At 63.7% G+C, this 22,268-nt stretch carries 21 protein-coding genes; 11 read left to right on the top strand and 10 right to left on the bottom strand.

Going from position 1 to position 22,268, the window contains the following annotated elements; translation table 11 throughout:
• Nucleotides 1-17: 17 nt before the first annotated feature.
• The gene (locus SS05631_RS04035; RefSeq protein WP_037413848.1) at nucleotides 18-350 is read right to left on the bottom strand and encodes a four-helix bundle copper-binding protein; all 333 of its coding nucleotides are present in this window, start codon (nucleotides 348-350) and stop codon (nucleotides 18-20) included.
• Nucleotides 351-721: 371 nt separating this feature from the next.
• On the opposite strand from SS05631_RS04035, the gene rpsF reads away from it, so the two are divergent.
• The 5 genes from rpsF to SS05631_RS04010 all read left to right on the top strand — a co-directional run bounded on the left by rpsF (nucleotide 722) and on the right by SS05631_RS04010 (nucleotide 5,022).
• Nucleotides 722-1,171, top strand: coding sequence for a 30S ribosomal protein S6 (gene rpsF, locus SS05631_RS04030; RefSeq protein WP_037379737.1), 450 nt, complete (start codon nucleotides 722-724; stop codon nucleotides 1,169-1,171).
• A gap of 24 nt (nucleotides 1,172-1,195) precedes the next feature.
• Complete coding sequence (rpsR, locus tag SS05631_RS04025) at nucleotides 1,196-1,444, top strand: 30S ribosomal protein S18 (RefSeq protein ID WP_012707461.1); 249 nt, start codon at nucleotides 1,196-1,198, stop codon at nucleotides 1,442-1,444.
• A gap of 188 nt (nucleotides 1,445-1,632) precedes the next feature.
• Nucleotides 1,633-2,586, top strand: coding sequence for a membrane protein (locus SS05631_RS04020; protein ID WP_037413845.1), 954 nt, complete (start codon nucleotides 1,633-1,635; stop codon nucleotides 2,584-2,586).
• A gap of 35 nt (nucleotides 2,587-2,621) precedes the next feature.
• A complete protein-coding gene (gene rplI / locus SS05631_RS04015; protein ID WP_037413843.1) occupies nucleotides 2,622-3,197 on the top strand; it encodes a 50S ribosomal protein L9 in 576 nt (191 codons plus the stop codon).
• Between the two features lie 325 nt (nucleotides 3,198-3,522).
• Nucleotides 3,523-5,022, top strand: coding sequence for a replicative DNA helicase (locus tag SS05631_RS04010; RefSeq protein WP_037413841.1), 1,500 nt, complete (start codon nucleotides 3,523-3,525; stop codon nucleotides 5,020-5,022).
• A gap of 196 nt (nucleotides 5,023-5,218) precedes the next feature.
• Here the strand turns inward: SS05631_RS04010 and SS05631_RS04005 are convergent, their stop codons facing one another.
• The 3 genes from SS05631_RS04005 to SS05631_RS03995 form a co-directional block, all read right to left on the bottom strand.
• Nucleotides 5,219-5,524, bottom strand: coding sequence for an AzlD domain-containing protein (locus SS05631_RS04005; protein ID WP_037413839.1), 306 nt, complete (start codon nucleotides 5,522-5,524; stop codon nucleotides 5,219-5,221).
• Entirely contained in the window at nucleotides 5,521-6,174 is a 654-nt protein-coding gene (locus SS05631_RS04000) for an AzlC family ABC transporter permease (protein ID WP_050988162.1), read from the bottom strand. The genes SS05631_RS04005 and SS05631_RS04000 overlap by 4 nt, the downstream gene beginning before the upstream one ends.
• A 118-nt stretch (nucleotides 6,175-6,292) precedes the next feature.
• A complete protein-coding gene (locus SS05631_RS03995; RefSeq protein WP_037413835.1) occupies nucleotides 6,293-7,150 on the bottom strand; it encodes an AraC family transcriptional regulator in 858 nt (285 codons plus the stop codon).
• A gap of 142 nt (nucleotides 7,151-7,292) precedes the next feature.
• Here SS05631_RS03995 and alr point away from each other — a divergent pair, with 142 nt between their 5' ends.
• The 5 genes from alr to SS05631_RS03970 all read left to right on the top strand — a co-directional run bounded on the left by alr (nucleotide 7,293) and on the right by SS05631_RS03970 (nucleotide 13,101).
• Complete coding sequence (gene alr, locus SS05631_RS03990) at nucleotides 7,293-8,432, top strand: alanine racemase (RefSeq protein ID WP_037413833.1); 1,140 nt, start codon at nucleotides 7,293-7,295, stop codon at nucleotides 8,430-8,432.
• Between the two features lie 134 nt (nucleotides 8,433-8,566).
• Complete coding sequence (radA, locus tag SS05631_RS03985) at nucleotides 8,567-9,970, top strand: DNA repair protein RadA (RefSeq protein WP_037413832.1); 1,404 nt, start codon at nucleotides 8,567-8,569, stop codon at nucleotides 9,968-9,970.
• Nucleotides 9,971-10,111: 141 nt separating this feature from the next.
• On the top strand, nucleotides 10,112-10,711 hold the full coding sequence (locus tag SS05631_RS03980; RefSeq protein ID WP_037413830.1) for a CvpA family protein: 600 nt from the start codon (nucleotides 10,112-10,114) through the stop codon (nucleotides 10,709-10,711).
• Nucleotides 10,712-10,857: 146 nt separating this feature from the next.
• Nucleotides 10,858-12,348, top strand: a complete 1,491-nt coding sequence (purF, locus tag SS05631_RS03975; protein ID WP_037413829.1) for an amidophosphoribosyltransferase — start codon at nucleotides 10,858-10,860, stop codon at nucleotides 12,346-12,348.
• A gap of 12 nt (nucleotides 12,349-12,360) precedes the next feature.
• The gene (locus SS05631_RS03970) at nucleotides 12,361-13,101 is read left to right on the top strand and encodes an SDR family NAD(P)-dependent oxidoreductase (protein ID WP_037413827.1); all 741 of its coding nucleotides are present in this window, start codon (nucleotides 12,361-12,363) and stop codon (nucleotides 13,099-13,101) included.
• 76 nt (nucleotides 13,102-13,177) lie between these two features.
• Here SS05631_RS03970 and SS05631_RS03965 read toward each other — a convergent pair whose 3' ends face one another.
• The 4 genes from SS05631_RS03965 to SS05631_RS03950 all read right to left on the bottom strand — a co-directional run bounded on the left by SS05631_RS03965 (nucleotide 13,178) and on the right by SS05631_RS03950 (nucleotide 18,667).
• On the bottom strand, nucleotides 13,178-14,041 hold the full coding sequence (locus SS05631_RS03965; protein WP_037413825.1) for a phosphatidylcholine/phosphatidylserine synthase: 864 nt from the start codon (nucleotides 14,039-14,041) through the stop codon (nucleotides 13,178-13,180).
• Between the two features lie 9 nt (nucleotides 14,042-14,050).
• Nucleotides 14,051-14,749, bottom strand: coding sequence for a phosphatidylserine decarboxylase (locus SS05631_RS03960; RefSeq protein WP_037413824.1), 699 nt, complete (start codon nucleotides 14,747-14,749; stop codon nucleotides 14,051-14,053).
• 107 nt (nucleotides 14,750-14,856) lie between these two features.
• Nucleotides 14,857-16,749, bottom strand: coding sequence for an ABC transporter ATP-binding protein/permease (locus SS05631_RS03955; protein WP_037413823.1), 1,893 nt, complete (start codon nucleotides 16,747-16,749; stop codon nucleotides 14,857-14,859).
• Nucleotides 16,750-16,954: 205 nt separating this feature from the next.
• Complete coding sequence (locus tag SS05631_RS03950; RefSeq protein ID WP_095677925.1) at nucleotides 16,955-18,667, bottom strand: LysM peptidoglycan-binding domain-containing protein; 1,713 nt, start codon at nucleotides 18,665-18,667, stop codon at nucleotides 16,955-16,957.
• 242 nt (nucleotides 18,668-18,909) lie between these two features.
• Here SS05631_RS03950 and SS05631_RS03945 point away from each other — a divergent pair, with 242 nt between their 5' ends.
• Nucleotides 18,910-19,527: a TIGR00730 family Rossman fold protein gene (locus SS05631_RS03945; protein ID WP_037413812.1), complete on the top strand. Its 618-nt coding sequence runs from the start codon at nucleotides 18,910-18,912 to the stop codon at nucleotides 19,525-19,527.
• Nucleotide 19,528: 1 nt separating this feature from the next.
• On the opposite strand, the gene rarD is transcribed toward SS05631_RS03945, so the two are convergent.
• Both rarD and cimA read right to left on the bottom strand, forming a co-directional pair.
• A complete protein-coding gene (gene rarD / locus SS05631_RS03940; protein WP_037413811.1) occupies nucleotides 19,529-20,467 on the bottom strand; it encodes an EamA family transporter RarD in 939 nt (312 codons plus the stop codon).
• A 171-nt stretch (nucleotides 20,468-20,638) separates the two neighbouring features.
• The gene (cimA, locus tag SS05631_RS03935) at nucleotides 20,639-22,255 is read right to left on the bottom strand and encodes a citramalate synthase (RefSeq protein ID WP_037413819.1); all 1,617 of its coding nucleotides are present in this window, start codon (nucleotides 22,253-22,255) and stop codon (nucleotides 20,639-20,641) included.
• Between the last annotated feature and the right edge of the window lie 13 nt (nucleotides 22,256-22,268).

The raw sequence follows: 22,268 nt of genomic DNA, 5'->3' as shown, positions 1-22,268 counted from the left end.
TCCAGGCGACCGGGACGTCAGGCGGCCATCTGACGGCAGCTTTCGGCGCAGCGCTGGCAGGCATCGACGCATTCGGCCATGTCGCCGATGCGCTCGCAGTCGGCCGCGCATTCGCTGCAGATCTCCGCACATTCGCCGCAGACATGCCGGTGATGGGGCGTTCCGATCAGCATGAAATGTGCCGAGGTCCGGCATATCTCGGCGCAGGCCATCATCAGCGGGAAATGATCGGGCTCCGTGTGCTTGCCGCCCGCCTCGAGACAATGGCTCATTGCCGTCGAAAGACAGGCACGGTAGCAGGCCAGGCAATTTTCGATGCACTCCTGCATCTTCGGATCGATATGGTGCATTGTCGTCTCCTGCAGTTTACGACTGCCGGGCCAACAGGGAAGTAGGCCGAATGTTCCGCAACTTGGCGCTGCGGGGATCCCTTACCATTTCGACGCCACGCAGGATCTTCCGATCGCGCCTTGCATTTCGGCTGAAAATCCGTATAAGCGCGCTGTTCGAAACGCCCGGTCTTCTGGCTGGTGGCTGAACGGAGGGCCGGCTTCCATCCCGGAGGCCGCCAGGAACGACAAGCTGTTCCGGCCTCCCGTGTCTCCGCTCTCGACCGTCTCGATACAACACTTTCTTGCCGGCTCGTTTGAGCCCATAAGAACAGTCGTTGAGGCTTAGCCGCCGAGGTCCGGGCTGATTAACGCAAGAAAGGCAAGCCACAATGGCTCTTTATGAACACGTATTCCTCGCTCGGCAGGACATCACGCCGCAGCAGGTCGACGCCCTCGTTGAGCAGTACAAGGGCGTCATCGAATCGAACGGCGGCAAGGTCGGCCGAGTCGAGAACTGGGGCCTGAAGTCCCTCACCTACCGCATCAAGAAGAACCGCAAGGCTCACTACGTCCTCATGGACATCGATGCTCCGGCACCGGCAGTCCACGAAGTCGAGCGCCAGATGCGCATCAATGAAGACGTCCTGCGCTACATGACGATCGCCGTCGAGAAGCACGAGGAAGGCCCGTCCGCGATGATGCAGAAGCGCGACCGCGACGATCGTCCGCGCCGCGACGGCGACCGTCCGGACCGTGGTGGATTCGGTGACCGTGGTCCGCGTCCGGACCGTGGCGATCGCGAAGACCGTCCGCGCCGCCCGCGCGAAGACCGCGCGTAACCCGAAGCCTAGGAGATAAAGACAATGGCTGAAGTTTCTTCCGCTCCGGTACGCCGCCCGTTCCACCGTCGCCGCAAGACCTGCCCCTTCTCGGGCGCAAACGCTCCGCGGATCGACTACAAGGACGTTCGCCTCCTGCAGCGCTACATTTCCGAGCGCGGCAAGATCGTTCCTTCCCGCATCACGGCCGTTTCCCAGAAGAAGCAGCGCGAACTCGCCCAGGCGATCAAGCGCGCACGCTTCCTCGGCCTGCTGCCCTACGTCGTGTCGTAGGGATCTCTCTCCGTTGGTCGCCTGACTCAACGGTAACCGACTCTGCGTCGAGGCACTTCCTTCGGGTGAGCGCCTCGACGCCTCCCTTCCGCGGTGGGCGCGGATCGGAACCGGCGCGGAATGCGCCAAATCCCATGTTGGGGCAGCCAAAGGCGCCCCTAACTGCGTTTGAAGCAGGACAGCGAACGTTGAAGAACTGGAACAGGACATCGCTGATCACCGGCGCGCTTGCCGGCGTTACCGCCGCCCTTCTGTCGATGGGCGCGAACACGCAGTCGTCCCTGGCGATCGTTCTCTATGCCGCTTCCGCACTGCCGATTCTAATTGCCGGCCTCGGCTGGGGCAATGCCGCAGCGCTCACCGCGATCGGCGTGGCCGGAGCAACGGCGGCAAATCTGGTCTCGCCCTATTTCGCGCTGCTCATCCTCGTCGTCACGCTCGTTCCGGCCGGCTGGCTCAGCCATCTTGCCAGTCTGGCGCGGCCTGCCTCCGAACTCGGCGGCCCCGAGGGCGCTCTTGCCTGGTATCCGCTTTCCGACATCCTCGGCCACCTCGCCGGCCTCGTCACCCTCGGCATGATCATCGTCGCCACGATCATCGGATATGATTCCAGCGTCTCGGAACTGATGGTCGACATGCTCGTCGAGGCGGTCAAGGCCCAGGAACCGCTCTACAATCCCGACGCGGCCACGATTGCCCAGCTCAAGTCGATGTTCACGCTGGCGCTGCCGTTGGTGCAGGGGGCGCTCTGGGTGGTCATGCTGTTTGCCGCCTATTACGTCGCCACTCGGATCGTCCAGATGTCGGGAAAGTCCCTGCGGCCGCGCGAAGACATTCCCTCTTCGCTCAGGATGCACCGCAACGCCATCTTCGTCTTCCTCGGCGGCCTGATCCTTACGTTTCTCGGCGGCGCGCCGGCGGCGATCGGCGCCCTCGTCTGCGGCACGTTCGGGGCGGGCTTTCTGCTCTCGGGCTTCGCCTCCTTCCATTTCCGCACGCGCGGCAGGTCCTGGCGGCTTCCCGTGCTGTGGATCGCCTATCTGTCGGTGCTCGTCTTCACGATCCCGGCGGTCTTCTTCCTCCTGTCCGGATTGACCGACACGCGACGCACCATCGCGGTCACGCCGACGGGGAAAAGCTAACCAACGAACAATGCCAAACTGAAAAGGAACTCAACATGGAAGTCATTCTCCTCGAACGCATCGCCAAGCTCGGCCAGATGGGCGAAACCGTGAAGGTTCGCGACGGCTTTGCACGCAACTACCTGCTGCCGCTTGGCAAGGCCCTGCGCGCCAACGCCGCCAACAAGGCCCGCTTCGAATCCGAGCGCGCAACGCTCGAAGCCCGCAACCTCGAGCGCAAGTCGGAAGCCCAGAAGGTCGCCGACAAGCTTGACGGCAAGTCTTTCGTGATCGTGCGCTCCGCCGGCGAAACCGGCCAGCTCTACGGCTCAGTCGCCGCTCGCGACATCGTCGATGTGCTGGCCGCCGAAGGCTTCAACATCAACCGCAACCAGGTTAACCTCAACCAGCCGATCAAGGCGATCGGCGTTCACAAGGTAACGCTGCACCTGCACGCGGAAGTCGACGTCGACGTCGAAGTCAACGTTGCCCGTTCGGCCGAAGAAGCCGAGCGTCAGGCCAAGGGCGAGAGCCTGACCTCCGTCGACGCCATCTACGGCGTCGACGAAGACGCCCTGAAGCCGGAAGACTTCTTCAACCCGGAAGCCGAATTCGCGGGCGAAGAAGAATAAGCATCAGCTTCAGAGCTCAACGACAGGCCCGGATCTCCCGATCCGGGCCTTTCTTTTGCCGTCACGAACAGCGCGCGAAGGCGATTGCGAACGACGGGGGAAGGCGAATCAGATAGATTTGCGGCCGACCTCCGCCATTGTGCAAATGCCCGGCGTGGCATGTTTCGGGTCCACCGCGCCCCCTGTGAATCAGTGTGAACAACCGCCAAAAACCAAAGGCGGACACTCAAGCTCCAGCACTGTTGCACAGCTACACTAGACGTGGCGGAAGGGAGGAAGCAAATCGATTGGCACACGGGATAATAGAGGCGGATACGGATCTCCCATGAACGACGCAGCGCGAAAGCTCGCTCCCTTGCCCAAGGATCAGGCGGACCAGCATTACCGCGAAGCGCCGAACAATCTGGAAGCCGAGCAGGCGCTGCTTGGCGCGATCCTGGTCAACAACGACGCCTTCTATCGCGTGTCGGACTTTCTCAAGCCCGTGCATCTCTACGAGCCCCTGCATCGCAAGATCTTCGAGGTCGCCGGCGAGATCATCCGCATGGGCAAGACCGCCAACCCGGTGACGGTCAAGACCTTCCTCAAGGCCGACGAGAAGGTCGGCGACCTGACTGTCGCGCAATATCTTGCTCGCCTCGCGGCCGAAGCCGTGTCGATCATCAACGCCGAGGATTACGGCCGGGCAATCTACGACCTAGCGCTCCGCCGCTCGCTGATCACCATCGGCGAGGACATGGTCAACATCGCCTATGATGCGCCGCTCGACATGCCGCCGCAGAGCCAGATCGAGGACGCCGAACGGCGCCTCTTCGAACTCGCGGAGACCGGCCGCTACGACGGCGGCTTCCAATCCTTCAACGACGCCGTGGCGCTCGCCATCGACATGGCCGGCCAGGCCTTCGAACGCGACGGGCACCTCTCCGGCATCTCCACTGGCATCCATTCGCTCGACGGCAAGATGGGCGGTCTGCAGCGCTCGGACCTGATCATCCTCGCCGGTCGCCCTGGCATGGGCAAGACGTCGCTTGCCACCAACATCGCCTATAACATTGCCGCGTCTTATGAACCGGAAGTGCAGCCGGACGGCTCCTTCAAGGCGAAAAACGGCGGCGTCGTCGGCTTCTACTCGCTTGAAATGTCGTCCGAACAGCTTGCGACCCGCATCATCTCGGAACAGACCGAAGTGTCGTCCTCGAAGATCCGCCGCGGCGATATCTCCGAAGCCGATTTCGAAAAACTCGTCGCCTGCTCGCAGATGATGCAGAAGGTGCCGCTCTATATCGACCAGACCGGCGGCATCTCGATCGCCCAGCTGGCGGCCCGCGCACGCCGCCTGAAGCGCCAGCGCGGCCTCGACGTGCTCGTGGTCGACTACGTCCAGCTGATGACCGGCTCGAAGAAGTCTGGCGAAAATCGGGTGCAGGAGATCACCGAAATCACCACCGGCCTCAAGGCGCTCGGCAAGGAACTCAACGTACCGATCATCGCTCTGTCACAGCTGTCGCGTGCGGTGGAAAGCCGCGAGGACAAGCGCCCGCAACTCTCCGACCTGCGTGAATCCGGCTCGATCGAGCAGGACGCCGACGTCGTGCTCTTCGTGTTTCGCGAGGAATACTATGTGAAGAACATGGAGCCGCGCGACGAACTCGACCCGAAATACGAAGAGTGGAAAATGCAGATGGAGCGGGTGAAGGGCACGGCCGACGTGATCATCGCCAAGCAGCGCCACGGGCCGACCGGCACCGTCAAGCTCGCCTTCCAGTCGGAATTCACCCGCTTCTCGGACCTCGCCGACTCATCGTTCACGCAATACGAGCATTGAACGTATTGGCCCCTCATCCCGCTGCCGCGACCTTCTCCCCGCACGCGGGGAGAAGGGGCAAGAGGCACCGCTTAGCCTCCCCCTCCTGCAAGGCGGAGCAAAGTCTGAGAGGGCGCCGCGAGTCTCCTTCGCCCCGCCTGCGGGGAGAAGGTGGCCGGCAGGCCGGATGAGGGGAAAATCCCGAAAACGTTCGCTCTCACGCCCCGATCAGCGCTCTTGCGACCGCTACGACGAAGACGCCAATCGCGACGGCCGCAAGCAGCGGCCGTCGCGTGGCGGCGAGTGCCGTCGCAAGCGTTGCCAGCGTCTCGGCCGGCCCGGTCACGAGCGCCGTCGGGGCGATGACCGCCATGAGCACGGCGGGAGGAATCGCCTCCAGGGCGCGCTTCTGCTGCGGGCCGATCGCGACGAAGCGAATGACGAGAAGACCGGCAATGCGTGTCAGCACCGTAGCTGCAGCCATCGCCACGATGGCGAGGAGCGTATTGGGATCGAGCGTCATGCGCAGGCCTCCCGGTGTCTGGCGGTGAGGAGCGTTGCGGCAACGCCTGCGGCGGCACCGGTCGCGATGTACCAGACGCCGGGCAGGAATTGGTGGGCAAGGACCGCCGCCGCCGCACTGGCGAAGAGCACCGCGCCGGTGTCCCGCCCCTTCCAGAAGCCAATCACCAGAACCGTAAATACGGCCGGGAACGCGAAATCCAGGCCGATCGCCTTCGGGTCGCCGAGGAAGGCGCCAGCGGCGGCGCCAGCGAGGCTCGTTAGAACCCAGACGCAATAGAACGGCACGGCAAGGCCCGCATACCAGGCGGGCGTCAGCCGCGTCTGGCCGGCGCGGACCTCGGCCATGGCCCAGATTTCATCGGCGAGCAGCAACATCGCGGCATATCTTGCCGGGCCGGAAAACGCCGGCATCTTCGTGCCGATCGAAGCGCTCATCAGCACGTGACGGATATTGACGAGCAGCGCCGAAAAGGCGAGCGCGCCCCAGGAGGCCGGATGCGTCCAGATGTCCATGGCGACGAATTGCGACCCGCCGGCAAAGACGAAGGCGCTCATCAGCGTCGCTTCAAGGCTGCTCAGGCCCTTGCTTGCGGCAACGGCGCCAAACACCAGGCCGATCGGCATCACCGCTACCGTCAGCGGCGCCATCGCCCTCATGCCGCCTAGAAACTGAGACATCCCTGCCCTTCTCACGTCCGTTATCTCCACCTTGTTTTGCGGAGAGTTCATAGAACGGACAGCGACGGCCGGTCTTGAACGAAAGTGATCAGCCGGCGCGGAAGGCCCCCGGCGTCACGCCGGTGCGCGCCTTGAAGTGGCGGGTAAAATGCGCCTGGTCCGCAAAGCCGCAATGATAGGCCGTATCGGCCGGCGACCAACCCCGACGCAGAAGCGTCCTTGCCTCGCGCACCCGCTTGTCGGTCAGGAAGGCATGCGGTGTGATGTGGAACTCCTTGCGAAAGGCCCGGATCAGATGGGCGCGGCTGAGGCCGGCGACGTTCGCAAGCTCGTCGAGGCCGATGTCGCTCGCATAATTCTCGAGAAGATAGTCGCGGGCGCGGTGTACCGCGGAACTCTCGCGCGTGCGGACCGGAACGATGATGGCGCTGCCGTGCCGCTCGAACAGCGTCGCCAGAAATCCAAACATGCCCTCGTCCGCCTCGAGCGCCCCCGTCTTTCCCTCCAGCACCTGATGCGCACGGCGGAAGGCGGCTGCAAGCTCGAGGTCCGTCAGCCACTGCCGCGAAAAGCACGGCGTGCCACGGAACGGACGGCCGGTGATATCTTCGAGAATTTCGACGAACAGCTCCACGGACGGGTATATCATCCTGTAGCGATAGCCGTCATTGCCCGGATGCCCGTCATGGGTTTCGTCGGGATTGATCAGGTAGAGGTCTCCCGGCCCTGTCTGCGAACGCTCGCCTTTGATGGTGCTGATCTGCGAACCCGCTTCGATGGCACCAATGCTGAACGTGTCATGCGCATGCGGCGCGAACTCGTGGGTGATGAATGTCGCGCTCAGGCATTCCATGCCCTTGAACCGCGCATCCCGCCAGAAACGGGTGTGCTCGGCTCCCTTGAGCGGCATGGCCTCGATGGCCTCTTCCTGGGAAATCGTATGCATCGGCCGATCCTAACGGTGCCGAGATTTTTCGTCTTGCACAAAAGTGCTCAGCTTTCGCGAGGTCGGCAGTCAGGCCGAAGAGGTTTGCGGCACCGGGCGCTTGGATGTATTGCTCACATATCGCCCATGCAAGAGTTCTCCCATGCACAGCCCCGAATTCCTCGCTGCCTCGAACCGGCTCACCATCGATCTGACGGCGCTCGCCGACAATTGGCGGGCGATGAACGAGCGGTCGGGCAAGGCCCGTGCCGCCGCCGTGCTCAAGGCCAATGCCTATGGTATCGGCGTCGCGCATGCGGCCCCGACGCTCTACGCTGCCGGCGCCCGCGATTTCTTCGTCGCGGATGCCGAGGAAGGTGCCGAACTCCGCCCGCTCCTGCCGGACGCCCGCATCTATATTCTCGCCGGCATGTGGCCCGGCAACGAGGAGCTGTTCTTCGCCAATGACCTCGTGCCGATCATCAACTCGGAGGAGCAGCTTGCCGTGTTCATGGCGGCGCTTTCCGATCGGGGCGACCATCCTTGCGTCCTCCATGTCGATACCGGCATGAACCGGCTCGGCCTATCGGTCGAGGAGGCCCTAGCGCTCGCCCACGATCCAGCGCGCCCGGCGAGTTTCTCGCCCGTGCTGGTGATGAGCCATCTTGCCTGCGGCGATGATCCGAGGCATCCGATGAACCTCTATCAGCTGCAGCGTTTTCGAGAGGTGACGGCGGCCTTTGAAGGCGTGCCCGCCAGCCTTGCAAATTCCGGCGGCGTTTTCCTCGGTGAAGACTACCATTTCGACCTCACGCGTCCGGGCATTGCGGTCTATGGCGGCGAAGCGGTCAACGATGCCGTCAACCCAATGAAGCCAGTCGTCACCGCGGAAGCGCGCATCCTGCAACTGCGCACCGTCCCCTCGGGCGGAACGGCAAGCTACGGCGCCTCGGCGCGCTTTATGCGTGACAGCCGGATCGCGACCGTCGCGATCGGCTATGCGGATGGCTACCACCGCTCCGTTTCCGGAGGCGGGGTCACGATGAGGCAGGCGATGCAGTCGGGTGCCTGCGGGTTCCTGCATGGCAGGAAGGTTCCGCATGTCGGACGTGTCACGATGGATCTCAGCCTGTTCGATGTCACCGACCTGCCGGAACGGGCGGTGCGTGCCGGCGACTATATCGAGCTTTTCGGCCGGAACGTCGCCATCGACGACGTTGCGCGGGCCGGCGGTACGATCGGCTACGAGTTGCTGACGAGCCTCGGACACCGCTATTGCCGAACCTATGTCGGCGGTGCCTGATCGTCGTTTCAGGCGGCGTCGAAAATCACCCTTTCAATCGGCATTTCGCGTCATTATGTGACCGCTCGAAGTGATTCTCCCGAGGCGGAGACGGACCGCCCCTTCCTCTTGCAACTTTCCGAAAGCTGATCCCGATGGCGAAAACCCGCACCCAGTTCGTCTGCCAGAATTGCGGCACCGTGCACTCCCGATGGGTCGGCAAGTGCGACGGATGCGGCGAGTGGAATACCATCGTCGAGGAAGACCCGATGGGAGGCATCGCCGGCGGTCCGATGCGCGCCCCCAAGAAGGGACGGCCGGTGGCGTTGACGACGCTTTCCGGCGACATCGAGGACGCGCCGCGCATCGAGACCGGCATATCCGAGCTCGACCGCGTTACCGGCGGCGGCTTCGTGCGCGGATCGGCGCTGCTCGTCGGGGGCGACCCGGGCATCGGCAAATCGACCGTGCTGATGCAGGCGGCGGCAGCGCTTTCGCGCCGCAAGCATCGGGTGATCTATGTCTCGGGCGAGGAGGCGGTCGCCCAGGTACGTCTGCGGGCCCAGCGGCTCGGTGCCGCAGACAGCGACGTGCTGGTCGCCGCCGAGACCAATGTCGAAGACATCCTAGCGACGCTTGCCGAGGGCAAGCGCCCGGATCTCGTCATCATCGATTCGATCCAGACGCTTTGGAGCGATACCGTCGATTCCGCCCCCGGAACGGTGACGCAGGTGCGCACCGGCGTTCAGGCGATGATCCGCTTCGCCAAGCAGACGGGGACGGCGGTCGTGCTCGTCGGCCATGTCACCAAGGAAGGGCAGATCGCCGGACCGCGGGTCGTGGAGCACATGGTCGATGCCGTGCTCTATTTCGAGGGCGACCGCGGCCACCACTATCGTATCCTCCGGACGGTGAAGAACCGTTTCGGTCCGACCGACGAGATCGGCGTCTTCGAAATGTCCGACCAAGGCCTGCGGGAAGTCGCCAACCCGTCCGAGCTCTTCCTCGGCGAACGCAACGAGAAATCGCCCGGTGCCGCGGTTTTTGCCGGTATGGAAGGAACCCGGCCGCTCCTCGTCGAGGTGCAGGCGCTGGTAGCACCGACCTCGCTCGGCACGCCGCGACGGGCGGTCGTCGGCTGGGACTCGGCGCGGCTCTCCATGATCCTCGCGGTCCTGGAGGCCCATTGCGGCGTCCGCCTCGGGCAGCACGACGTCTACTTGAACGTCGCCGGAGGATACCGGATTTCCGAGCCGGCAGCCGATCTTGCCGTCGCTTCCGCACTGGTTTCGTCACTCGCCGGGCTTGCTCTTCCAGCCGATTGCGTCTATTTCGGCGAAGTCAGCTTGTCGGGCGCAGTCCGGCCGGTTTCGCATACCGCTCAACGTCTCAAGGAAGCCGAGAAGCTCGGTTTCTCCCAGGCCGTATTGCCGTCTGCAACAGCCGACCTGCCGAGGAGCGGCAATGGCCGCTGGAGCGAGATGGAAAGCCTGCCGGACCTGGTTGCGCGCATCGCCGGATCGCGGCGCGCCCTGCAACAGGCGGACGAGGCGGAGTGAAGGATCGGCGCCGACGAAACGCGCTTCTGGCGCGGCGCCGTCGACAAGCGGTGGAAAGATGATCCGGGCGCGGGCGGACGGGGCCTGCGGCGGATAAGCTTGGTAGGACCCGAGTGATGACGGGGTCGGAGTAAGGACAACATGCCCATTACAATTCTCGACGGTATCGTTCTCGGCGTCGCACTGTTTTCGGCGATCCTCGCCATGGTGCGCGGCTTCTCGCGCGAGGTCCTTTCGGTCGCGAGCTGGGTCGGTGCGGCGGCGGCGGCCTATTTCCTCTATCCGTACCTCCTGCCCTATGCCAAGCAATACACCACCAATGACACGGTCGCGATGATCGGCTCGGCCGCGGTGATCTTCCTGGTGGCGCTGATCATCATTTCCTTCATCACCATGCGGATCGCCGACTTCATCATCGACAGCCGCATCGGCGCGCTCGACCGGACCCTCGGCTTCCTCTTCGGTGCGGCGCGCGGCATCCTGCTCGTCGTCGTCGCCATGCTGTTCTTCAATTGGCTGGTTGCGCCGCCGCAGCAGCCGATCTGGGTCACCCAGGCGAAGTCGAAGCCGCTGCTCGACAATCTCGGCAATAAGCTGGTCGCGCTGCTGCCGGAAGAGGCGGATGCCACGATTCTCGACCGCCTGCGTGGCAAGGACACGACGGGCGAAGGCGAAAGCGATGCGCCGCCGGCCGCCACCGAACAGTCGCCCGCCGAGGAAGCGCCGGCGACGAACGGCTAAGGGGAAACGAGAAAATTTGCAACAAAGCCCGCTGTGCGGGCTTTGTCCATTTGGAATAACGCTTGCCAGGCATTTCGGCTAAGATCGCTTGACGTCTGGCAGCCTGATCACGATATGCGCACCGGCACGGAGCAAAGGCGACTGCGATGACCGATCTCAGATCCAGTGAAATCCACAACGAACTCGATGGCGATACGCTGCATGAGGAATGCGGCGTGTTCGGCATTCTCGGACATCCGGATGCAGCCACCCTGACGGCACTTGGTCTGCATGCGCTCCAGCATCGCGGCCAGGAAGCCGCCGGTATCGTCACCTTCGACGGCAAGCAGTTCTATACCGAAAAGCGCATGGGCCTCGTCGGAGACCACTATACCGACCCGGCCACGCTGGCGAAGCTGCCGGGCTATATCTCCATCGGCCATACGCGCTACTCGACAACCGGCGAAGTGGCGCTGCGCAACGTCCAGCCGCTCTTTGCCGAACTCGAAGTCGGCGGCATCGCCATCGCCCATAACGGCAACTTCACCAATGGCCTGACGCTGCGGCGCCAGCTGATTGCCGACGGCGCCATCTGTCAGTCGACCTCGGACACCGAAGTCGTCCTTCACTTGATCGCCCGCTCGAAGCAGACCTCTTCCTCCGATCGTTTCATCGACGCCATTCGCCAGATGGAGGGCGGCTACTCGATGCTGGCGATGACGCGCACCAAGCTGATCGCGGCGCGCGACCCGATCGGCATCCGGCCGCTCGTCATGGGCGAACTCGACGGCAAGCCGATCTTCTGTTCGGAAACCTGTGCGCTCGACATCATCGGCGCCAAATACATCCGCGACATCGAAAACGGCGAAGTCGTCATCTGCGAGATCCAGCCGGACGGTTCGATCTCGATCGACGCGCGCAAGCCCGAGGCCCCACGGCCCGAACGTCTCTGCCTCTTCGAATATGTCTATTTCGCTCGTCCGGACTCCGTTGTCGGCGGTCGCAGCGTCTATGTGGCGCGCAAGAACATGGGCGTCAATCTCGCCAAGGAATCGCCCGTCGACGCGGATGTCGTCGTCCCTGTGCCGGATGGCGGCACTCCGGCCGCGCTCGGCTATGCGCAGCAGAGCGGCATTCCCTTCGAATATGGCATCATCCGCAACCACTATGTCGGACGGACCTTCATCGAACCGACGCAGCAGATCCGGGCCTTCGGCGTCAAGCTGAAGCATTCGGCCAATCGCGCCATGATCAAGGGCAAGCGTGTCGTGCTTGTCGACGATTCCATCGTGCGTGGGACGACGTCGGTCAAGATCGTCCAGATGATCCGCGAGGCCGGCGCACGCGAAGTGCATATCCGCGTCGCCAGCCCGATGATCTTCCATCCGGATTTCTACGGCATCGACACGCCCGACCGCGACAAGCTGCTGGCCAACCAGCATGCCGACCTCGCTTCCATGTGTCGCTTCATCGGCGCGGATTCGCTCGAGTTCCTGTCCATCGACGGTCTCTATCAGGCCGTCGGCGGCGCCCCGCGCGATCCGCAGGCGCCGCAGTTCACCGACCATTACTTTACCGGCGACTATCCGACCCGCCTGCTCGATCAGGAAGGCGCGAGTAACGTCCGCAAACTTTCGGTTCTTGCCAGCAACGGATAACCAGACAACAACATGACGCTCAATCTGAAAGACCGGATCGCCGTCGTCACCGGCGCATCGCGCGGCATCGGCTATTTCACCGCCCTCGAACTCGCCAAGGCCGGCGCCCATGTCATCGCCTGCGCCCGCACGGTCGGCGGTCTGGAGGAGCTGGACGACGCCATCAAGGCGGTGGGCGGATCGGCGACGCTGGTCCCCTTCGACCTTGCCGACATGGCCGCGATCGACAAGCTCGGCGGCGCCATCAACGAACGCTGGGGCAAGCTCGACATCCTGGTTGCCAATGCCGGCGTGCTCGGCACGATCTCGCCGATCGGCCATGTCGAGGCCAAGGTCTTCGAAAAGGTGATGACGATCAACGTCACCGCCACCTGGCGGCTGATCCGCTCACTCGAGCCCCTGCTCGTCAAATCGGATGCCGGTCGCGCGCTCATCCTGTCCTCGAGTGCTGCGCACAAGTGCAAGCCCTTTTGGGGCCCCTACTCCGCCTCCAAGGCAGCAGTCGAGGCGCTGGCGCGCACCTGGGCCTATGAGACGCAGCGCCTGCCGCTCCGCATCCTCAGCGTCGATCCGGGTGCGACACGCACCGCGATGCGGGCCCAGGCCGTGCCCGGCGAGGATCCCGCGACAGTGCCGCACCCCTCCGAGGTCGCCGCCGCGCTGATGCCCCTCTTCGGACGGGATCAGACCGAAACCGGCAAGCTCTTCATCGTCCGAGAAAAGAAGATCGTCGACTACCGCCTGCCGGAGTAATCGGTTTCTGCGCATGTCCCACAAAAAAGCCACCGCGATGTCTCGCGGTGGCTTTTTCTTAGCAACGCGTTTGTGGTCAGTCGGTGTCCCCTGGCAGGCCATCATTTCCCTGGCCGGCAGGCCAGTCGCCATATTTCCTCTGCCAGGAGCGGGCGCCGAACGGCAGGGTCAGCAAATAGCCGACTGCCGTCACGACCATGGTCTCCCAGGTGTAGGTCATCAGCGTCGCGACGTAGAGGACGACGACCAGAATGGCCGGGAGCACCAGATCACGGCGAACGCGGTTTTCGGACTTGCCGGACCAGACCGGCAGGCGGCTGACCAGCAGGAAGGCGATCAGGACGGTATAGAACGCCGCGATCAAGGCGAAGATCCTGCCGGGCGCCAGCCCCAGGAGACCGATATAGACCGGCAGCAGCACCAGCATGGCGCCGGCCGGAGCCGGCACGCCGACGAAATATTCCGACTGCCAGGCCGCCTTGACGGGGCGCTCGGCCATGACGTTGAAGCGGGCAAGTCTCAAGCCGACCGCAATCGCATAGATCAGCGCCGCGATCCAGCCGACCGAGCGCGCCTGGTCCAGCAGGAAGACGTAAAGCACAAGAGCCGGGGCGACGCCGAAATTGATGATATCGGCGAGCGAATCCATCTGCACTCCGAAGCTCGACGTCGCCTTCAGCAGCCGCGCCACGCGCCCGTCGATGCCATCCAGGAATGCTGCAAGCAGGACCATCGCGACGGCGAGCTCGAAGCGATTTTCGAAGGCCAGGCGGATGCCGGAGAGGCCCGCACAAATCGCCAGGACGGTGATCGTATTCGGCACCATCAGGCGCAGCGGGATTTCCCGCAGCCGCGGGCCACGGGCCTTGTCATGCCCGTCGTTCGTGTCGACCGCCACTTCGGGGATCTCGGCCGTTTCTTCCTGCCGGGGATTTTCCATGTCGGTTCCTCACGCGCGTCGGCTGATGACCGGCCCCTTCGACGAGCCGAATTCGGCGATCACGGTCTCTCCGCCGATGGTTTTTTGACCGAGACTGACGCGCGGCTGCGCGCCTTCCGGCAGGAAGACGTCGAGGCGCGAGCCAAACCGGATGAGGCCAAAGCGTTCGCCGCTTTCCAGCGAGGCATTCTCCGTGGTCCAGCACAGGATGCGCCGCGCCACCAGGCCGGCGATCTGGACGATGCCGATGGCGCCGTGGCTCGTTTCGACGACAAGGCCGTTGCGTTCGTTGTCCAGGCTCGCCTTGTCGAGCTCGGCATTCAGGAAACTTCCGGCCCGATAGGCAATTCGCCTCACCCTACCGCTCATCGGCGCGCGGTTCACGTGGCAGTCGAAGACGTTCATGAACACGGTAATGCGCAGCATCGGCTCGGCGCCGAGACCGAGTTCTTCCGGCGGGACGACGGTGGCGATCGACGATACGCGCCCGTCGGCCGGGCTGATGACGAGATCCTCGTCGATCGGCGTCATGCGCTCCGGATCGCGGAAGAAATAGGCGCACCAGGCGGTCAACAGAAAGCCGATCCACATCAGCGGCTCCCACAGGAAACCAAGAATCAGCGAAACGACGAAGAAGATCGCGATGAAGCGATAACCTTCCTTGTGCACCGGGACCAGCGTGTTGCGGACCGTTTCAACCAAGCTCATCAACTTACTCCAGCTATGACGCGGAACGTGAACTAGCGCGATTTCGCACACCCGGCAACGGCGAACGGCAAACCGCGGTTGCTTCACCGCCACCGAAGCGACCCTGCTCAAGCCGCCGGCGCGCCGCGGTCGACGATGCCGAGATCGTCTCGCTCGCGCACTCGCTTCAACTGCTCCTCCGCCTGCGTAGCCTCGCGCTGACGGCTCCACATCGAGGCATAGAGGCCGTCACGGTCGATCAATTCGCCGTGCGTGCCCCGTTCGGCGATGACGCCGTCCTTGAGCACGATGATCTCGTCGGCGTTGATGACTGTCGACAGGCGATGGGCGATCACCAGCGTGGTGCGATTGCGCGACACGATATCGAGGGCCGCCTGGATTTCCTGCTCCGTCTTGGTGTCGAGGGCGGAGGTCGCCTCGTCGAGGATCAGGATCGGCGGCGCCTTGAGGATCGTCCGCGCGATCGCGACGCGCTGCTTCTCGCCGCCCGAAAGCTTCAGCCCGCGCTCGCCGACCATCGCCCGGTAGCCTTCCGGCAAGCCGCGGATGAAACCGGCGATCTGCGCCGCTTCGGCCGCCGCCTCGACTTCGGCATCCGAGGCCGCCACTCGGCCGTAGCGAATGTTGTAGGCGATCGTGTCGTTGAAGAGCACCGTATCCTGCGGAACCATGCCGATCGCCGTGCGCAGGCTTTTCTGGGTGACCTCTCGCACATCCTGGCCGTCGACGGTGATCGACCCCCGCTGAACGTCGTAGAAGCGATAGAGCAGCCGCGACAAAGTGGACTTGCCGGCCCCGGACGGACCGACGACCGCCACCGTCTTGCCGGCGGGCACCTCGAAGGAAATTCCCTTGAGAATGGGACGGGCCGGATCATAGGCGAAATGCACGTCCTTGAAGGCGATTGCGCCGCGACCGATCGCGAGCTCCTTCGCATCCGGCCGATCGACCACTTCCGCTTCAACGTCGAGGAGATCGAACATGTGTTCGATGTCCGTCAGTCCCTGGCGGATTTCGCGATAGACGAAGCCGATGAAGTTCAGCGGAATGGCAAGCTGGATCAGCATCGCATTGATGAAGACGAAGTCGCCGATGGTCTGCTCGGCGTTTCTCACGGCAAGCGCCGAGATCGTCATCATCACGGCCGTGCCGGCCCCGAAAATAACGGCCTGGCCGAAGTTCAGCCAGCCGAGGGAGGTCCAGACCTGGGTGGCGGCGCGTTCGTAGCGCTCCATCGACTTGTCGAAACGCTTCGCCTCCATGTCTTCATTGCCGAAATATTTGACCGTTTCGAAATTGAGCAGCGAATCGATCGCCTTGGTGTTGGCCTCGGTGTCGCTGTCGTTCATCGACCGGCGAATGGCGATACGCCAGTCGCTGGCGCGCACGGTGAACCAGATATACAACCAGACGGTGACGGCGGTGACGACGAGATAGCTGAAGCCGTAGCCCCACCAGAAGATCACTGCGGTCAGCAGAAATTCGATCAATGTGGGAACGCTGTTCAGGATCGTGAAGCGAACGATCGTCTCGATGCCCTTGGTGCCGCGCTCGATGATGCGCGACAGCCCGCCGGTGCGCCGCTCCAGATGGAAGCGCAGCGACAGCTGATGCATATGAACGAAGGTTCTGTAAGCCAGCTGCCGAACGGCGTGCTGGCCGACACTTGCAAAAAGGGCATCACGCAATTGGTTGAGGCCGGATTGCAGCAGGCGCGCCAGATTGTAGGCGAGCACCAGCATGACGGCGCCGGTCAGGAATTGCGGCAGGAAGCCGAGCGCATCAGGCTTGTTGTTCAGCGCATCGGTCGCCCACTTGAAGAAATAGGGAACGAGTACGAGGACAATCTTGGCGGCGACGAGAATGATCGTCGCCCAGACAACGCGCAACTTGAGATCGGGACGGTCGGCCGGCCACATATAAGGCCAGAGATTGGCGATCGTAGCCAATGGATTGGCGGCATCGGCGGAAACCGTCTTCTTCTGGCGCGTAGGTGTCAAATGTATCTGCTTCCGATGCTTCCGGATCGCGGCGATGCCGAATGCGCGCGACCCCCGACGTGAACCGAAGGGCCAGGATACCGCGCGAGCTCGTCCGCGACCCTGACCGATCAATGAAAAGCGGCGTCCTTGAAGACGCCGCCTTCCTTACAGATAGGTCCACCCCCGCACGATCGCAATGGAACTGCGGTTGGAAGACGGATTATTATTCGCGCCTCACGCGCTTGCGATGGATCTCGCGCGACTCGTCGTCGGAGAGCGCCTCATTGGGCACCCCGAACACCTGTCCGGGGCGGATCAGATCGGGATTGTCGATCTGTTCGCGGTTGGCGAGATAGATCGTCGTGTAGCGAACCCCCGCGCCATAGACGCGGCGCGAAATCTGCCAGAGCGTGTCGCCGCGGCGGATGATCACCGATTCCTTGCTTTCCTTGAGCGGCGGCTGCTCGATCGTCGCGGGCTGCGCCTCAGCCGGTGAGGACGCGGCGACCTGCTCGCCGGCCGGCGGAGTTGCGGCCTTCGCCGCGCTCTCGGGCTTCGCCGGCTCCACCGCGTCACTCGCCGCCGCCTGGGGCTTGGCGGCAGCCACGAGTCCGGTCCCAGCCGCCCGTTGCGGCAGGGCAGGTCCGATGACGCCCTCGACCTTGCCAAGCGTCGCGACGATGCCTGCCGGGTCCTGCGGCGAGTTGCGCAGAAGCTTCAGGGCCTCGGCGGCTGCCTTCGAAGCCTCGGCCGCCGCCGCTGTCTGGGCCGCGTCCGCACTGTCGGCCGGCTTGAATTCGGAGAGCGACTTCAGCGCAAATTCGGTGGCCGAACGAGCAGCGGCGAGTTGCTCGGCGGAGGGCTGCTTGCCATCGGCGAAGAGCCCCTTCAGCAGGGTGAGCGCCTTGCCTGCCTCCGTCCTCAGGCCATCGAGACCTGGGGCGGCGTGTTCCGAGGAGGAACCGGCGATCGCGGCAACCTGCGTGCCGGACGGCCTGTCGAAGGGGACCGAGGCGCGCATCGCCACCTTGGTGGCGTCCTCGCTCATCATATCCGCACGGATGATGTGACTGCCGACGGCGAGATCGACCAAACCGTCGACGACGAAATGCCCCTTGTCATCTGCCTTCATCTCGCCGACGAGCGTGTCGTCGGCGTAGATGCGTACCAGCGCTCCGGGCTTCGCGTTGCCGGCAACGAACATCTTCCTGCCCTCGATCTCCACGGCCGTCACCTGCAGCCCCGGCACGGTATTGGAAGGGGCCGGCGTCGCCGGCACCGCCTCCGTCGCGCCGTTCTGCGTGGCGGGCGCGGCGGCAGTCTCGGTCGGCTTGGCTTCGGCCGTCGGCGTGGTGATCAGCCGGCTCGCCTCACCCGGTTTCGATACCATCGCCAGCAACTGTCCGCCCGGCTCCTTCGGCACGGAAACGGTTGCAACCTCTTCCGAGATCTTGCTGGCGCCGCCTGTGCCGACGCTTCGAAGCGTCAACTGGTGGTCACCTGCAGCGAGCGGATTATCGAAGACTGCGGCGAAATCCCCGGCGGCGTTGACATCGGCCGTACCGACAACGGTGTTGCCGCTCAGAATTTCGAGCTTCGTGCCCGGCTGGGCGCGGCCCGCGACGACGGTCGACCCGTCGGGCTCAACACGGAGAAGATCGAAGCCCGGAACGGTCAAATCGGCAGCACCGGGAGCAGTGCCGCCGGCGGTGGCGGCCACCTGTTCCTTGGCCGCGTCTCGTGCCGCGCCCGGGGCGCCGTCAATCTTGGCGGCGGGCGCAACCCCTGCGATCTCCGTCCCGGTAGCCCCCGGTAGCGCGGCCTGATCCTTGTCATCGTCGTTCAAATCGAGGTTCGGTTGGACCACGAAAACCATCAAGGCGGTCGCAATCGCCAGCACACCGAGGGCCACCCAGCTGGCCTTGTTCTTGATCATGCCACTCTCCACGGAGCGGAGCGCTGCTCCGCACATGCCCCTTCGTCGACTTACGAAGCGCAAGCCATTGACATATTATAGCGCAACGGCGGGCGCACGTCCGAATTCTTCAATGTAATGCTGAAATTGCTAACGTTTCCTGTAGTTAAGCACAAGCTTCGACTGCGCCCGCGAGAAACTGCGCGAAAAGTTTTCGCGCATTTTTCTTGACCGGTGCTGCGCTGCAATGTCTTTTTGCCCCCATGAGCAACCAGCCTACCCCGATTCGATCCGTCTGCGTCTATTGCGGTTCGCAGCCTGGACGCGATCCCGCACATATCGAGGCGGGGCGCCTTCTTGGCAAATCGATTGCCGATCACGGCCTGCAGCTCGTCTATGGCGGCGGCACGCGCGGCATCATGGGTGCCGTGGCGAGCGGCGTGCTTTCGGCCGGCGGTCACGTCACCGGCATCATTCCCGAGTTCCTGATGGACAAGGAGGCGACTCGCCACTCGCTCGGCCAGCTCAACGAGCTGATCGTCACCGGGGACATGCACGAGCGCAAGCACACGATGTTCGAGCGCGCCGACGCCTTCATAGCGCTGCCCGGCGGCATCGGCACGCTCGAGGAGATCGTCGAGATCATGACCTGGGCACAGCTCGGCCGCCACCGCAAGCCGATGGTGTTCGGCAATATCAACGGCTTCTGGGCGCCGATGCTCGAACTGCTGACGCACATGCGCGAGCAGGGCTTCGTCCACACGGCCCACCTGGTCCAGCCGCTGGTGATCGATCGGGTCGCAGACATCGTGCCCGGCATCCTGGCCACCGCCGCCGCGAACGGTCGCGAGGGCGAAAGCGAGATCATCTCCAGACTCTGAGCTATTCTGCCGGGGTCGGCTGTGCGGCGCGACGCGCCCTGCTTTCGGCCAGCATCGCTCCCGAATAGATGAAGAGGGCCGCCCAGATCAGCGCAAAGGCGATGATCTTCGCAACGCCGAAGGGTTCGTGGAACACGAAGACGGCGATCACGAAGATCATCGTCGGGGCGATATATTGCATGATGCCGATGGTCGAGAGCCTGAGAAGCTTGGCACCATTGGCATAGATCATCAGGGGCACGGCGGTGACCAGACCGCAGGACAGCAAGAGGACGACGTCGGCCATGGTCGTATCGCCGAAATGCCCCTGCCCTGTCGCCTCGAGCCAGATGATGTAGCCGACCGCCGGGATGCTGAGCAGCAGCACTTCGAGGAAGAAGCCCTGGTTCGGTCCGATTGGCAGCGTCTTGCGGAAGAAGGCGTAGAAGCCCCAGGAGATGCAGAGTCCGATCGACACCCAGGGCAGGCCGCCGGCGTCGAAGGCGAGCACGGCGACCGCAAGCGCGGCGAGCCCGATCGCCACCATCTGCGCCGGATTCGGACGTTCCTTGAGCAGCAGCGCACCAAGGAAAATCGAAAACAGCGGGTTGATGTAATAGCCGAGTGCCGTCTCGATCGCCCGGCCGGCACCGATCGCCCAGACATAGATGCCCCAGTTGACGGTGATGAGGGCGGCCGTCAGCGTCGCCATTTTGAGCATGCGCGGCGAGCGTAGCGCAGTTTTGATCTCCTGCGTGCGGCCAAGCCACAGAAGCACGAGGCCGGCGAGCGGCACCGACCAGACGATGCGGTGGGCGACGACTTCGGGCGCAGGGATGTGCGCTACCGCCTTCATGAAGAAGGGAAGAAAACCCCAGAGCAGATAGGCCGTCAGCGCGAAGGCGAAGCCTCTCGCGGAATCGGTATTCTCGGCGGGCTGCTTCGCATTCGGCTCTGCCATGATCCTGATCCTGAAAACTCGACCGGAGCAATGCGACTCCGGTGCCAATCGACGACCAAGCAACAGCGGAGATCGGCCGTCTCTCCTTCCTGCGTCCTACTCCAACGAACGGTGATGCACCAATTCATTTCCGTGAACCGATGCGTGAACGCGATTGAAGGTGGGGCGACGCTATTCCGCCGCGATCAGCCCGACCCGGTCGCGGTTCTTCAGCAGCTTGTAGACGATACTGTCCATCAGCGCCTGGAAGGAGGCGTCGATGATGTTGTCGGAAACGCCGACGGTCCACCAGCGCGCACCGGTGCGGTCCGTCGATTCGATCAGCACTCGGGTGACCGCCCCGGTGCCGCCGTTCAGGATTCGCACCTTGTAGTCGGCGAGTTCGAGATCGGCGATCTCGGACTGGAATTTGCCGAGGTCCTTGCGAAGAGCAAGGTCGAGTGCATTGACGGGGCCGTGTCCCTCGGCGACCGACATCATCACTTCCCCGTCGACGATGACCTTGACCACGGCCTCCGACACGGTCTTCAGATTGCCGTTCGCATCGAAGCGGCGCTCGACCATCACCCGGAAGCTCTCGACGTGGAAGAAATCCGGCACGGTGCCGAGAATGCGGCTGGCGAGCAGCGTAAAGCTCGCATCGGCGCCCTCATAGGCATAGCCCGTCGCCTCGCGCTCTTTGACGATTTCTATCAGCTTGTCGAGCCGCGGATCGTCCTTGGCGACAGTGATGCCGCGCCGCTTCAGCGCATTGATGAAGTTCGCCTTGCCGCCCTGGTCGGAGACCATGACCTTGCGCAGGTTGCCGACCGACTCGGGCGCGACATGCTCGTAGGTGCGTGGGTCCTTCAGGAGCGCCGAAGCGTGTATCCCCGCCTTGGTGGCGAAGGCCGAAGCGCCGACATAGGGCGCCTGCGGGTCGGGCGAACGGTTGAGGAGCTCGTCGAAGGCATGCGCAAGCGTCGTCAGTTCCTGCAGCTTGTCGGCATCGATGCCGGTCTCGAAGCGATCCGAGTAGGTTTCCTTCAGCGCAAGCGTCGCAATCAGCGTCACCAGATTGGCGTTGCCGCAGCGCTCGCCGATGCCGTTCAGCGTGCCCTGTATCTGCCGCACGCCGGTTTCGACCGCGGCGAGCGAGTTGGCCACCGCCTGGCCGGTATCGTTGTGGGCGTGGATGCCGAGATTGGCGCCCGGCACCCCCGCGGCGATCACGGCCGAAACGATCTCACGGATTTCCGGCGGCTGCGTCCCGCCATTGGTGTCGCAGAGCACCACCCAGCGCGCCCCGGCCTCCAGCGCCGTTCTCGCACAGGCGATCGCATAGGCCGGATTCGCTTTGTAGCCGTCGAAGAAATGCTCGCAGTCGACCATCGCCTCGCGGCCGGAGGCGACCACAGCATCGACGGAGGCGCGGATATTCTCGATGTTCTCCTCGTTGGAACAGCCGAGCGCCACCTCGACATGGTAGTCCCAGCTCTTGGCGACGAGACAGATGGCATCGCTTTTCGCCGCCAGCAGCGCATTGAGGCCCGGGTCGTTGGAGGCGGAGACGCCCGCACGCTTGGTCATGCCGAAGGCGACGAAGGCGGCCTGCTGCGTGCGCTTTCTCGTGAAGAACTCCGTGTCGGTCGGATTTGCCCCTGGATATCCGCCCTCGACATAGTCCATGCCGAATCCGTCGAGCATGGCGGCAATGGCGATCTTGTCCTCGACGGAAAAGTCGATGCCGGGCGTCTGCTGCCCGTCGCGAAGCGTCGTGTCGAAGAGATAGATGCGTTCCTTGGTCATGGCTCGGTCCAAA

This window comes from Sinorhizobium sp. CCBAU 05631 (assembly GCF_002288505.1).
GTDB classification, from domain to species: Bacteria; Pseudomonadota; Alphaproteobacteria; order Rhizobiales; family Rhizobiaceae; genus Sinorhizobium; species Sinorhizobium fredii_C.
Note: the sequence above shows the minus strand (reverse complement) of the source record. Positions and strands in the feature narration are given on the sequence as shown.

What these genes read in the sequence shown, in the direction of transcription:
- SS05631_RS04035 (WP_037413848.1), bottom strand. Translation starts at nt 350, where the DNA reads ATGCACCATATCGATCCGAAGATGCAGGAGTGCATCGAAAATTGCCTG.
- rpsF (WP_037379737.1), top strand. Translation starts at nt 722, where the DNA reads ATGGCTCTTTATGAACACGTATTCCTCGCTCGGCAGGACATCACGCCG.
- rpsR (WP_012707461.1), top strand. Translation starts at nt 1,196, where the DNA reads ATGGCTGAAGTTTCTTCCGCTCCGGTACGCCGCCCGTTCCACCGTCGC.
- rplI (WP_037413843.1), top strand. Translation starts at nt 2,622, where the DNA reads ATGGAAGTCATTCTCCTCGAACGCATCGCCAAGCTCGGCCAGATGGGC.
- SS05631_RS04010 (WP_037413841.1), top strand. Translation starts at nt 3,523, where the DNA reads ATGAACGACGCAGCGCGAAAGCTCGCTCCCTTGCCCAAGGATCAGGCG.
- SS05631_RS04005 (WP_037413839.1), bottom strand. Translation starts at nt 5,524, where the DNA reads ATGACGCTCGATCCCAATACGCTCCTCGCCATCGTGGCGATGGCTGCA.
- SS05631_RS04000 (WP_050988162.1), bottom strand. Translation starts at nt 6,174, where the DNA reads ATGGCGCCGCTGACGGTAGCGGTGATGCCGATCGGCCTGGTGTTTGGC.
- SS05631_RS03995 (WP_037413835.1), bottom strand. Translation starts at nt 7,150, where the DNA reads ATGCATACGATTTCCCAGGAAGAGGCCATCGAGGCCATGCCGCTCAAG.
- alr (WP_037413833.1), top strand. Translation starts at nt 7,293, where the DNA reads ATGCACAGCCCCGAATTCCTCGCTGCCTCGAACCGGCTCACCATCGAT.
- radA (WP_037413832.1), top strand. Translation starts at nt 8,567, where the DNA reads ATGGCGAAAACCCGCACCCAGTTCGTCTGCCAGAATTGCGGCACCGTG.
- SS05631_RS03980 (WP_037413830.1), top strand. Translation starts at nt 10,112, where the DNA reads ATGCCCATTACAATTCTCGACGGTATCGTTCTCGGCGTCGCACTGTTT.
- purF (WP_037413829.1), top strand. Translation starts at nt 10,858, where the DNA reads ATGACCGATCTCAGATCCAGTGAAATCCACAACGAACTCGATGGCGAT.
- SS05631_RS03970 (WP_037413827.1), top strand. Translation starts at nt 12,361, where the DNA reads ATGACGCTCAATCTGAAAGACCGGATCGCCGTCGTCACCGGCGCATCG.
- SS05631_RS03965 (WP_037413825.1), bottom strand. Translation starts at nt 14,041, where the DNA reads ATGGAAAATCCCCGGCAGGAAGAAACGGCCGAGATCCCCGAAGTGGCG.
- SS05631_RS03960 (WP_037413824.1), bottom strand. Translation starts at nt 14,749, where the DNA reads ATGAGCTTGGTTGAAACGGTCCGCAACACGCTGGTCCCGGTGCACAAG.
- SS05631_RS03950 (WP_095677925.1), bottom strand. Translation starts at nt 18,667, where the DNA reads ATGATCAAGAACAAGGCCAGCTGGGTGGCCCTCGGTGTGCTGGCGATT.
- SS05631_RS03945 (WP_037413812.1), top strand. Translation starts at nt 18,910, where the DNA reads ATGAGCAACCAGCCTACCCCGATTCGATCCGTCTGCGTCTATTGCGGT.
- rarD (WP_037413811.1), bottom strand. Translation starts at nt 20,467, where the DNA reads ATGGCAGAGCCGAATGCGAAGCAGCCCGCCGAGAATACCGATTCCGCG.
- cimA (WP_037413819.1), bottom strand. Translation starts at nt 22,255, where the DNA reads ATGACCAAGGAACGCATCTATCTCTTCGACACGACGCTTCGCGACGGG.